Origin of the sequence: Enterobacter cloacae subsp. cloacae ATCC 13047 (genome assembly GCF_000025565.1) — a bacterium.
Taxonomy (GTDB): domain Bacteria; phylum Pseudomonadota; class Gammaproteobacteria; order Enterobacterales; family Enterobacteriaceae; genus Enterobacter; species Enterobacter cloacae.
The window spans coordinates 19355-31361 of the sequence record NC_014107.1 but is presented as its reverse complement, the minus strand read 5'-3'; the positions used below and the strand labels follow the sequence as shown (position 1 = coordinate 31361).

General features: G+C 51.4%; 8 protein-coding genes. 6 read left to right on the top strand and 2 right to left on the bottom strand.

The window, feature by feature from the left end:
• Positions 1 to 241: 241 nt before the first annotated feature.
• Positions 242 to 1717 (bottom strand): copper/silver sensor histidine kinase SilS, encoded by a 1476-nt coding sequence (gene silS / locus ECL_RS25940; protein ID WP_007374412.1) that lies wholly within the window; start codon positions 1715 to 1717, stop codon positions 242 to 244.
• Positions 1710 to 2390 carry a copper/silver response regulator transcription factor SilR gene (gene silR / locus ECL_RS25935; RefSeq protein WP_000697968.1) on the bottom strand — a complete coding sequence of 227 codons (681 nt, stop codon included), beginning with the start codon at positions 2388 to 2390 and terminating at the stop codon, positions 1710 to 1712. Before silR ends, silS begins: the two co-directional genes overlap by 8 nt.
• A gap of 189 nt (positions 2391 to 2579) precedes the next feature.
• Between silR and silC the strand changes: the two genes are divergently transcribed.
• From silC to silP, 6 genes are all read left to right on the top strand, one after another.
• Entirely contained in the window at positions 2580 to 3965 is a 1386-nt protein-coding gene (gene silC, locus ECL_RS25930; protein ID WP_001507116.1) for a Cu(+)/Ag(+) efflux RND transporter outer membrane channel SilC, read from the top strand.
• 28 nt (positions 3966 to 3993) lie between these two features.
• Positions 3994 to 4347, top strand: coding sequence for a cation efflux system protein CusF (gene cusF, locus ECL_RS25925; RefSeq protein ID WP_001246153.1), 354 nt, complete (start codon positions 3994 to 3996; stop codon positions 4345 to 4347).
• A 113-nt stretch (positions 4348 to 4460) separates the two neighbouring features.
• Positions 4461 to 5753, top strand: coding sequence for a Cu(+)/Ag(+) efflux RND transporter periplasmic adaptor subunit SilB (gene silB, locus ECL_RS25920; protein ID WP_013087116.1), 1293 nt, complete (start codon positions 4461 to 4463; stop codon positions 5751 to 5753).
• Positions 5754 to 5763: 10 nt separating this feature from the next.
• A complete protein-coding gene (gene silA, locus ECL_RS25915) occupies positions 5764 to 8910 on the top strand; it encodes a Cu(+)/Ag(+) efflux RND transporter permease subunit SilA (protein ID WP_013087115.1) in 3147 nt (1048 codons plus the stop codon).
• A gap of 86 nt (positions 8911 to 8996) precedes the next feature.
• A complete protein-coding gene (locus ECL_RS25910) occupies positions 8997 to 9437 on the top strand; it encodes a DUF411 domain-containing protein (RefSeq protein WP_002436620.1) in 441 nt (146 codons plus the stop codon).
• Positions 9438 to 9534: 97 nt separating this feature from the next.
• Positions 9535 to 12006 (top strand): Ag(+)-translocating P-type ATPase SilP, encoded by a 2472-nt coding sequence (silP, locus tag ECL_RS25905; RefSeq protein ID WP_129244003.1) that lies wholly within the window; start codon positions 9535 to 9537, stop codon positions 12004 to 12006.
• Position 12007: the final 1 nt, after the last annotated feature.

Here is a 12007-nt window from a genome sequence, read left to right as displayed (position 1 = left end):
ACTCTCCATTTCTGAATTAGTGATGTCCGTGAATTTCGATCTGTGTCCTCAGTAGTACAACTGACAACTCTACAGACCTTATTCCGCCAGGATGAGGCTTTAATACAACTCCTGGCTTGTGCTGATGCCGTGTATGGATGAAGTAATAATGCCTTCCTGATAAGTTGCACTAATTATATCGAATGGCTTCTGTTTGCTGCATGACAGGCTAATGACATCTTTGTCATTTAAATCTTTATTCTCAGTACTGGGTTTCCGGAATCATTTTCTCCAGTCTGGGCACGGATAGGATAAAACGAGTTGAACGTACGTCCGATTCCACCTGCACTCTTCCGTGATGTGCTTCCACGATGGACTTCACAATCGCAAGGCCGATGCCGCTGCCTTCTCCTTTTCGTTGTCTGGACGGATCTACCCGATAAAAACGGTCAAACAGCCTTGATAAATGCTCTTCAGGGATTGGTTTCCCCGGATTTTCAATCACAAGGTCAAAAAAGCTCTCCTGCTCTCTTATTGAGACGGTGATTGCCTGTCCCTCCGGGGTATAACGCAGGGCATTGGATAACAGATTATTGATCGCCCTTCTGAACATTTGTGGATCTCCCTCAACCAGGCAGGGCATCCCGTTAAATTTGAGCGTGATATTGCGTTCTTCGGCCCAGGCTTCGAAAAACTCGAAGACTTTCATGACTTCCGCTCTGAGGTCAAACATGACCCTGTCAGGTATCAGCTGATTATTATCTGCCTGTGCCAGGAACAGCATATCGCTGACCATTTTGGTCATCCGGTTATACTCTTCAAGACTGGAATAGAGGACATCCTCAAGTTCCCTCTGTGTTCGATCCTGACTCAGTGCGATTTCAGTCTGCGTCACCAGATTGGTGATGGGCGTTCTGATCTCATGCGCGATATCGGCAGAGAAATTGGCCTGGCGGGTAAAGACATCCTCAATCTTTCCAATCATATGATTGAACGAGATAACCAGTTGCTCCAGCTCAATGGGAACGCGTGTCGGTTCCAGTCGCGCATCAAGATTCTCGGAGGTGATGTTTTTAATGGCATTGCTGACATTACGAAGGGGCAGGTGCCCCTGACGGACAGCGATTCGAATGATCAGAACAATCAACAGGCTTATCACGACGGCAATCGCAATCAGGTTCTTTTTCAGCGCATCGAGGTAATGGAGATGGAAATTAATGGATAGGCCAGTCAGCATGACATAGTTCTGCTGTTTGCCCTGAAATATCGCCTGACCAGAGGAGGCGATAATCCTGTATGTTTCCATCTTCATTTCGGACCCGGTATCCATCGGTCCCGCAGGATCCTCCACCGTCCAGAGAAAGACATCCCGTGCGCGGCTGTGCTCGCTAAAATCTGCTGAATTCACTGCCGGGCGTAGTGCCGCCCCCTGAGCTGAGCTAAAGAGCACTTCACCCCTGGGATTGAGGAGCAAAAGGGCAACGTTGCGGTAGCTGGCAATTGATTCCTTTATTTTGCTTATTTTTTTATCATCCGGATCCACCGGGGACTGCAGTATACGGTTCAGTGTGGTGCTGATTTGTTGAAGATCGCTGACATCCTGCTCGGCAAAATGATTTTCAACAGAATGCAGCATAAACCAGGTGAAGGCGATAAAAGCCAGTATCGTGGACAGGCTGATAAAAAAGGTCAGCCGCAGAGCGAGTGAGAAAGGGCGTCTGGAAGGTTTGCTATGCATCCGGGACCTCCAGCATGTAGCCCACGCCCCGGACTGTCTGGATCAGCTTTGTCTCGTAATCGTTGTCTATTTTAGCGCGGAGTCGCTTTACTGCGACATCGATCGCATTAGTGTCGCTGTCAAAATTCATGTCCCAGACCTGAGAGGCAATCAGGGAGCGGGGAAGAACCTCTCCCTGATGGCGAATGAAGAATTCCAGCAGGCTGAACTCTTTACTGGTGAGCACAATGCGGTTTCCGGCGCGACTGACTTTTCTGGATACGAGATCAATCGAGAGGTCAGCCACCTTAAACTGGCTTTCCGTGATCATCGTGTTTCCCCGCCTCAGAAGGGTTCTCACCCGGGCGAGCAGTTCGGCAAACGCAAAGGGTTTAACCAGATAATCGTCCGCACCCAGTTCCAGTCCTTTGACCCTATGTTCGATCGTGCCGAGGGCTGTCAGCAGTAAGACCGGCATACCCTTTCCGGCAGTGCGCAGCATGCGGATGATATCCCAGCCGTTCACATCAGGTAGCATGATATCCAGAATGACTAAATCATACTCGGCTGTCATGGCGAGATGATATCCGGTAAGACCATTATCAGCGTGATCCACTACGAACCCTGCCTCTGTAAGCCCTTTGCTGAGATATTCACCTGTTTTAATTTCGTCTTCGACGATCAATATTTTCATCTTGCTCCCCGGCTGGCTGCTAATGTCATTCTATTGCGCCCACGATCGTTATCAACGGATTACAGCAAAAATGACAACATTGTCATTATCCTGTCACCCGGCAAACAGAGAGCGTTAGGTAAAGTACCCCTATCAATACTCTGGACTTCGTTTGAACCATTTACCAGGTCTGCCTGTACGAGAAGCGTTATGTTCAAATTAAAATTACTCAGCATCAGTACCATATTCATCCTGGCTGGTTGTGTTTCTCTGGCACCTGAATATCAGCGTCCGCCAGCTCCGGTTCCCCAGCAGTTTTCATTGTCTAAAAACAGTCTGACGCCTGCGGTAAACAGCTATCAGGATACGGGCTGGCGAAACTTTTTTGTCGATCCCCAGGTCAGCAGGCTGATCGGTGAAGCCCTGAATAATAACCGTGATTTGAGAATGGCTGCCCTGAAGGTTGAAGAGGCCCGGGCCCAGTTCAACGTCACGGATGCAGATCGTTATCCCCAACTGAATGCCTCATCCGGGATCACATACAACGGTGGTCTGAAAGGTGACAAGCCGACCACACAGGAGTACGACGCGGGTCTGGAGCTCAGCTATGAGCTCGATTTTTTTGGCAAACTTAAGAACATGAGTGAGGCTGATCGCCAGAACTACTTTGCCAGCGAAGAAGCCCGTCGTGCCGTACACATCCTGCTGGTCTCCAACGTTTCACAGAGCTATTTCAGCCAGCAACTGGCGTACGAACAACTCCGTATTGCGCGGGAAACGCTGAAAAATTATGAACAGTCTTATGCATTCGTTGAGCAACAACTGGTGACCGGGAGTACGAACGTTCTGGCGCTTGAACAAGCCAGGGGGCAAATCGAAAGTACCCGCGCCGAAATAGCCAAACGAGAAGGCGATCTGGCTCAGGCAAACAATGCCCTGCAACTGGTGCTGGGAACGTACCGCGCAGTTCCGTCAGAAAAAGGGATTAAAGGTGGGGAGATCGCACCAGTAAAATTGCCACCAAATCTGTCGTCACAAATATTGCTGCAGCGTCCGGATATTATGGAAGCGGAATACCAGTTGAAAGCGGCTGATGCCAATATTGGCGCAGCGCGAGCGGCTTTTTTCCCGTCCATTACCCTGACCAGTGGTCTCTCCTCAAGCAGTACGGAGCTGTCCAGCCTCTTTACGTCAGGAAGTGGAATGTGGAATTTTATTCCTAAAATTGAAATTCCTATATTTAATGCTGGCAGGAACAAAGCCAATCTGAAGCTGGCTGAAATTCGCCAGCAACAGTCCGTGGTTAATTACGAACAAAAAATTCAGTCAGCCTTTAAGGATGTTTCCGACACGCTTGCGCTGCGCGACAGCCTTAGCCAGCAACTTGAGTCACAGCAGCGTTATCTTGATTCACTTCAGATAACTCTACAGCGTGCCAGAGGATTGTATGCAAGTGGTGCTGTCAGTTACATCGAAGTGCTGGATGCAGAACGTTCCCTCTTCGCGACGCAGCAAACCATTCTCGATCTTACCTATTCCCGACAGGTTAACGAAATTAATCTGTTTACCGCGCTGGGTGGCGGTTGGGTAGAGTAAATTTATTTAATTAATCAGGAAATTAAAAATGCGTAATTCACTTAAAGCCGTTTTATTTGGTGCCTTCTCTGTCATGTTCTCTGCCGGTCTTCATGCTGAAACACATCAGCATGGCGATATGAATGCTGCCAGTGATGCTTCGGTACAGCAGGTTATCAAGGGCACCGGTGTCGTTAAAGACATTGATATGAATAGTAAAAAAATCACCATTTCGCACGAAGCAATCCCTGCGGTGGGCTGGCCTGCAATGACCATGCGCTTCACTTTTGTTAATGCAGACGACGCTATCAATGCCCTGAAAACCGGCAACCATGTCGATTTCTCGTTTATTCAGCAGGGCAATATCTCCTTACTCAAAAGCATTAACGTGACGCAATCCTGATTAACAGTCCGGAGCGAATACATCCAGTGCGCCTGAACATTCATTAAGGGATTACTGTGAATGAATGATCGGGCGCATATGCCAGGTGTTTTGATTTTTCAGCGAGAAATTGTATGGCTTCTTTAAAGATAAAATATGCTGCAATAATTATCAGCAGCCTCATAGCAGGAGGGCTGATATCGGTTACTGCCTGGCAGTATGTAAACTCATCACAAAAAACAGTACAAACAGAACAAAAGGCACCGGAGAAAAAGGTACTTTTCTGGTATGACCCGATGAAACCGGATACCAAATTTGATAAACCCGGAAAATCGCCCTTTATGGATATGGACCTGGTGCCAAAATATGCTGATGAAAGTGGCGATAAAAGCAGTGGCGGGATCCGTATCGACCCAACCCAGGTTCAGAATCTGGGATTAAAAACGCAAAAAGTCACGCGAGGAATGCTGAATTATTCTCAGACAATCCCGGCTAATGTCAGTTACAACGAGTATCAGTTTGTCATTGTGCAGGCGCGTTCTGACGGTTTTGTCGAAAAAGTGTATCCCCTGACGATTGGCGATCATGTGAAGAAAGGCACGCCGCTTATCGATATCACCATTCCTGAATGGGTTGAGGCACAAAGTGAGTTCCTGCTGTTATCCGGTACAGGCGGTACGCCAACCCAGATAAAAGGGGTTCTGGAGCGACTTCGTCTGGCTGGTATGCCGGAAGAGGATATTCAAAGGCTGCGTACAACCCGCACCATCCAGACCCGTTTTACCATTAAAGCACCTATTGATGGCGTCATTACTGCATTTGACCTGCGCACCGGCATGAATATTTCGAAAGATAAGGTGGTGGCTCAGATTCAGGGAATGGACCCGGTCTGGATCAGCGCTGCAGTGCCAGAATCTATCGCCTATCTGCTGAAAGATACGTCGCAGTTTGAAATTTCGGTACCGGCTTATCCGGATAAAACATTCCATGTCGAAAAATGGAACATTCTTCCCAGCGTGGATCAGACAACCCGTACGCTTCAGGTCCGTCTCCAGGTTTCTAATAAGGATGAGTTTCTCAAGCCGGGCATGAATGCCTATCTGAAACTGAATACCAGGAGCCAGGAGATGCTGCTGATACCAAGCCAGGCCGTTATCGATACCGGCAAAGAACAGCGCGTGATTACTGTTGATGATGAAGGCAAGTTTGTGCCGAAACAGATCCACGTTCTGCATGAGTCACAGCAACAGTCCGGCATCGGCTCCGGCCTGAATGAAGGCGATACCGTGGTGGTCAGTGGCCTGTTCCTCATTGACTCTGAAGCCAATATTACGGGCGCACTGGAACGTATGCGCCACCCTGAAAAAACAGAAAGCAGTATGCCAGCAATGTCTGACCAGCCTGTAAATATGCATTCAGGGCACTGAGGAGACGACGATGATTGAATGGATTATCCGGCGCTCTGTCGCCAACCGTTTCCTGGTCATGATGGGGGCCCTGTTTCTCAGCATCTGGGGCACATGGACGATTATTAACACGCCTGTCGATGCCTTGCCTGACCTGTCAGATGTGCAGGTCATTATCAAAACCAGCTATCCCGGCCAGGCCCCGCAGATTGTAGAAAACCAGGTCACCTATCCACTTACCACCACCATGCTGTCCGTGCCTGGCGCAAAAACCGTGCGTGGTTTTTCACAGTTCGGTGATTCGTATGTGTATGTCATTTTTGAAGACGGCACCGATCTGTACTGGGCCCGTTCCCGCGTGCTGGAGTACCTGAACCAGGTACAGGGAAAACTGCCCGCCGGTGTGAGTTCTGAAATCGGTCCGGACGCCACGGGGGTGGGCTGGATATTTGAATATGCCCTTGTCGATCGCAGCGGAAAACACGACCTTTCAGAACTGCGTTCTCTGCAGGACTGGTTCCTGAAATTTGAGCTGAAAACCATCCCGAACGTGGCTGAGGTCGCTTCGGTTGGCGGCGTGGTGAAACAGTACCAGATTCAGGTCAATCCGGTAAAATTGTCTCAGTATGGTATCAGCCTGCCCGAAGTGAAACAGGCCCTTGAATCGTCTAACCAGGAGGCCGGTGGCTCATCCGTTGAAATGGCCGAAGCTGAGTATATGGTCCGTGCCAGCGGTTATCTTCAGAGCATTGATGATTTTAATAACATCGTCCTGAAAACAGGCGAGAACGGCGTGCCGGTTTATCTGCGGGATGTTGCCCGCGTGCAGACCGGGCCCGAAATGAGGCGTGGTATTGCCGAGCTGAACGGCCAGGGAGAAGTCGCTGGCGGCGTGGTGATCCTGCGGTCGGGTAAAAATGCGCGCGACGTTATCACGGCAGTGAGGGATAAACTGGAGACGCTGAAGGCCAGCCTGCCGGAAGGCGTTGAAATCGTGACCACCTACGATCGCAGCCAGTTAATCGACCGGGCGATTGATAACCTCAGTTCCAAACTTCTGGAAGAGTTTATCGTGGTGGCCATCGTCTGTGCTCTGTTCCTGTGGCACGTACGTTCTGCCCTGGTGGCGATTATCTCTCTGCCGCTTGGCCTGTGTATCGCCTTTATCGTCATGCACTTCCAGGGACTGAACGCCAATATCATGTCGCTGGGAGGGATAGCGATTGCCGTCGGTGCGATGGTGGATGCCGCCATTGTGATGATTGAAAATGCGCACAAACGGCTTGAGGAGTGGGATCATCAGCATCCGGGTGAGCAGATTGACAACGCCACCCGCTGGAAGGTGATTACCGACGCCTCCGTGGAAGTGGGACCCGCGTTGTTCATTAGCCTGCTGATCATCACCCTGTCCTTTATTCCTATCTTTACCCTGGAAGGGCAGGAAGGTCGTCTGTTTGGCCCGCTGGCATTCACGAAAACGTACTCCATGGCGGGAGCGGCCGCACTGGCCATCATCGTCATTCCTATTCTGATGGGATTCTGGATCCGGGGGAAAATTCCTGCCGAGACAAGTAACCCCCTGAACCGGGTGCTGATCAAAGCGTATCATCCTTTGCTGCTGCGGGTCCTCCACTGGCCAAAAACAACCCTGCTGGTTGCGGCCTTGTCCATTTTCACGGTTATCTGGCCACTGAGTCAGGTGGGCGGTGAATTTCTGCCGAAGATTAACGAGGGCGATCTGCTGTATATGCCGTCGACCTTGCCTGGCGTCTCTCCGGCAGAAGCTGCAGCGCTCCTGCAGACAACAGACAAGTTAATCAAAAGCGTTCCTGAAGTGGCTTCTGTATTTGGCAAGACCGGTAAAGCAGAGACCGCAACGGATTCCGCGCCGCTCGAAATGGTGGAAACCACGATCCAGCTCAAACCTGAGGATCAGTGGCGTCCCGGCATGACAATTGACAAGATTATTGAAGAACTCGACAGGACAGTCCGTTTACCGGGTCTGGCAAACCTCTGGGTGCCGCCTATCCGTAACCGTATTGATATGCTCTCAACCGGGATCAAAAGCCCGATAGGTATCAAAGTGTCCGGGACTGTTCTGTCCGATATCGACGCGACGGCGCAGAGTATCGAGGCGGTAGCCAAAACCGTGCCTGGCGTGGTGTCTGTCCTGGCTGAGCGACTTGAGGGCGGGCGCTACATCGATATCGATATCAACCGGGAGAAAGCCTCCCGCTACGGGATGACGGTAGGTGATGTCCAGCTGTTCGTCTCTTCAGCAATCGGAGGTGCTATGGTGGGTGAGACGGTTGAAGGGGTGGCCCGGTACCCTATTAACATTCGCTACCCGCAGGATTACCGGAACAGTCCGCAGGCGCTGAAACAGATGCCGATCCTGACCCCGATGAAGCAGCAGATCACGCTGGGCGATGTCGCGGATATTAACGTCGTTTCTGGACCAACCATGCTGAAAACCGAAAATGCCCGGCCAGCCAGCTGGATTTATGTTGATGCCCGCGGCAGGGACATGGTGTCGGTGGTTAACGACATTAAGACGGCCATCAGCGAGAAAGTGAAACTGAGACCGGGAACCAGTGTGGCATTCTCCGGACAGTTTGAACTGCTTGAGCATGCCAACAAGAAACTGAAGCTGATGGTGCCGATGACGGTGATGATCATTTTCATCCTGTTGTATCTGGCATTCCGCCGGGTTGACGAAGCCCTGCTGATCCTGATGAGCCTGCCGTTCGCCCTGGTTGGCGGAATATGGTTCCTGTACTGGCAGGGCTTCCATATGTCAGTGGCGACCGGAACCGGGTTTATCGCCCTGGCCGGGGTGGCAGCAGAGTTTGGCGTGGTCATGCTGATGTATCTGCGTCATGCCATTGAAGCGCACCCGGAATTGTCCCGTAAAGAGACGTTCACACCGGAAGGTCTTGATGAAGCCCTCTATCATGGTGCCGTACTGCGTGTCCGGCCGAAAGCCATGACCGTGGCGGTGATCATTGCGGGTCTGCTGCCAATACTCTGGGGAACCGGCGCAGGTTCAGAAGTCATGAGCCGTATTGCTGCGCCAATGATTGGTGGGATGATCACGGCTCCGCTGCTGTCCCTGTTCATTATTCCTGCCGCCTACAAATTAATCTGGCTGCGCAGACATAAAAAAAGCGTGTCATAACCCTGAAAGGGCGCCCCCAGTGGGCGTCCTTCTGCACTGATTCACCCTGACGTCAGGGTTTATATCGATAATATACAGAGGTGAGTATGAAAAAAGTGGTTCTAATGGCCCTGGCTCTCGGCCTGTCACTGCCTGCAATGGCGAGTGAAAAAGTCATTGATATGTACAAATCTGAAAACTGTGGCTGTTGTTCCCTGTGGGGCAAAGCGATGGAAAAAGACGGGTTCGAAGTGCGAACTCACGTCATGAATGATCAGGCGCTGTCAGCCCTGAAAGAAAAGCATGCTGTTCCTGCTGGACTACGAAGTTGTCATACCGCGGTTGTAGGTAATTTGATCATTGAAGGCCATGTGCCTGCGGCAACGATACATAAGGCCATGCAGTCTGGTTCGGGTATATACGGTCTCGCCACCCCCGGTATGCCAGCAGGAAGTCCGGGAATGGAGATGGGGGCCCGAAAAGAGGCTTACGATGTTATCGCATTCTCACCGGAGGGCAGTAAAAAAGTCTTCCAGCGAATCGAATAGTCAGCGGAACGGCTGATAACGGGACGCCGGCAGCAGGCACTCTTATGCCGGCGGCATTCGTGGTAATCGCATCCATGACATATCCTGAAGACAGAAAATGCTTCAGATATGCATAAGGAGAGTTACTGTGAAAAATGACAATGCAGTGGAACATAACAACCAGACTGCTTCTGAGCAGACATCATCCCCGGACGAGAGTCACGCATTGCATAAGGTGAGAGATCCCGTGTGCGGGATGGTCATCCTGCCTGACAAGGCGCACAGCAGCATTCGATACCAGGACCATCAGCTTTATTTCTGCTCCGCCAGCTGTGAGAGCAAATTTAAAGCCCATCCCGATCATTATTTTACCGAAGATGCCAGTGAACATCACCATCACCACGACCACCATGAAGTCAGCCCTGATAAGATAAAACAGTCTCACCGCCAGGCGGAGAAAGAGATTTCTGAAGGTGTGTGGACATGTCCGATGCATCCGGAGATACGCCGTAGTGGTCCCGGAAGCTGTCCTGTCTGTGGAATGGCACTGGAGCCGCTCGTAGCTACGGCATCCACGGGGACGAGTGATGAACTTCGCGACATGACAAGACGCTTCTGGCTGGGGTTGTTGCTGGCGTTTCCGGTTCTGATACTCGAAATGGGTTCTCATCTGTTTCCCGCTTTGAGGAATACAGTACCGCCACAGTACAACACATGGCTGCAGTTACTTCTGGCCTCTCCTGTCGTTTTGTGGTGTGGCTGGCCATTCTTCGCCCGGGCCGGAATGTCGTTACGTAACCGCTCCCTGAATATGTTTACCCTTGTTGCAATGGGGACCGGCGTAGCCTGGGTTTACAGCGTCATTGCAACCGTCTTCCCCTCCTGGTTTCCTGCATCGTTCAGAAACATGGATGGCCTGGTGGCCATTTATTTTGAAGCCGCAGCTGTTATTACGGTGCTTGTTCTGCTGGGACAGGTCCTTGAATTGCGGGCACGGGAACAAACCTCAGGTGCCATTACTGCGCTTCTTAACCTTGCCCCCAAAACCGCCAGGCGGCTGGATCAAGACGGTCATGAAACGGATATTAATGCGGAAGATGTCCTGCCTGGCGATAAGCTCCGCATCAGACCTGGAGAGAGTATTCCGGTCGACGGTATCGTGGTCGAAGGCAAAACAACCGTTGATGAATCGATGGTGACCGGGGAATCTATGCCTGTTACCAAAACGGAGGGTGACCCTGTCATCGGGGGGACCATTAATCAGACAGGTAGTCTTATCATCCGTGCAGAGAAAGTCGGTGATGAAACGATGCTCTCACGAATTGTTCAGATGGTCGCTGATGCACAGCGTTCGCGGGCCCCCATCCAGAGAATGGCTGACAGCGTTTCAGGCTGGTTTGTTCCTCTGGTGATACTTATCGCGGTTGTTGCTTTCATGATCTGGTCTGTCTGGGGGCCCGAGCCCAGGATGGCGCACGGTCTCATTGCGGCTGTGTCGGTCCTGATTATTGCCTGTCCCTGCGCGCTGGGGCTGGCCACGCCGATGTCGATAATGGTGGGGGTGGGCAAAGGAGCCCAGGCCGGGGTGTTAATTAAGAATGCCGAAGCCCTTGAGCGTCTTGAAAAAGTGGACACGCTGGTTGTCGACAAAACAGGCACGCTCACGGAAGGTTCGCCGACGGTGACAGGGATTATCAGTCTCAATCCGGGTGGGGAAACATCTCTTTTGCGTGTAACGGCCGCAGTGGAAAAAGGCTCGCAGCATCCGCTGGGTATGGCAGTAGTTAAAGCAGCACAGGAAAAGGGGATCGCAATACCCGCAGTCACTCATTTCAATGCGCCGTCGGGTAAAGGTGTCTCAGGCGATGTCGAAGGTCAACGGGTTGTCATTGGTAATGAACTGGCTATGCAGGAAAACAGTATCGTTATTGATAATCAAAAGGCCGTTGCGGATACGTTGCGGATGGAAGGTGCTACCGTTATCTATGTGGCCACAGACGGGCACCTTGCAGGCCTGATAGCTATCTCGGATCCCGTGAAAGCAACCACGCCGGATGCGCTTAAAGCTTTGCGTCAGGCGGGGATCCGCATCGTTATGCTCACCGGGGATAACCAGCTTACCGCTGAAGCAGTCGCACGGAAACTGGGAATAGATGAGGTTGAAGCCGGGATTCTGCCGGATGGCAAAAAAGCAGTGATAACCCGACTGAAAGCGTCTGGCCATGTGGTTGCGATGGCCGGAGACGGTGTGAATGATGCCCCGGCGCTGGCAGCGGCTGACGTGGGTATAGCCATGGGAACGGGTACAGATGTGGCAATTGAAAGTGCCGGAGTCACCCTTCTCAAAGGCGACCTGATGATACTGAACAGGGCCCGTCATCTGTCAGAGATCACCATGAAAAATATCCGACAGAATCTGTTTTTTGCATTTATCTACAACGCACTTGGCGTGCCTGTGGCTGCAGGCCTGCTTTATCCTGTGTATGGAATACTGCTGTCGCCAGTTATTGCGGCGGCGGCCATGGCTCTTTCCTCCGTCAGCGTCATTGTGAATGCGTTGCGTCTGAAAAGTGTCAGGCTCGGGAAATAAC

Coding starts and splice junctions, on each gene's coding strand:
- ECL_RS25910 (WP_002436620.1), top strand. CDS start 8,997: ATGAAAAAAGTGGTTCTAATGGCCCTGGCTCTCGGCCTGTCACTGCCT.
- silB (WP_013087116.1), top strand. CDS start 4,461: ATGGCTTCTTTAAAGATAAAATATGCTGCAATAATTATCAGCAGCCTC.
- silC (WP_001507116.1), top strand. CDS start 2,580: ATGTTCAAATTAAAATTACTCAGCATCAGTACCATATTCATCCTGGCT.
- silS (WP_007374412.1), bottom strand. CDS start 1,717: ATGCATAGCAAACCTTCCAGACGCCCTTTCTCACTCGCTCTGCGGCTG.
- silP (WP_129244003.1), top strand. CDS start 9,535: ATGCTTCAGATATGCATAAGGAGAGTTACTGTGAAAAATGACAATGCA.
- silA (WP_013087115.1), top strand. CDS start 5,764: ATGATTGAATGGATTATCCGGCGCTCTGTCGCCAACCGTTTCCTGGTC.
- cusF (WP_001246153.1), top strand. CDS start 3,994: ATGCGTAATTCACTTAAAGCCGTTTTATTTGGTGCCTTCTCTGTCATG.
- silR (WP_000697968.1), bottom strand. CDS start 2,390: ATGAAAATATTGATCGTCGAAGACGAAATTAAAACAGGTGAATATCTC.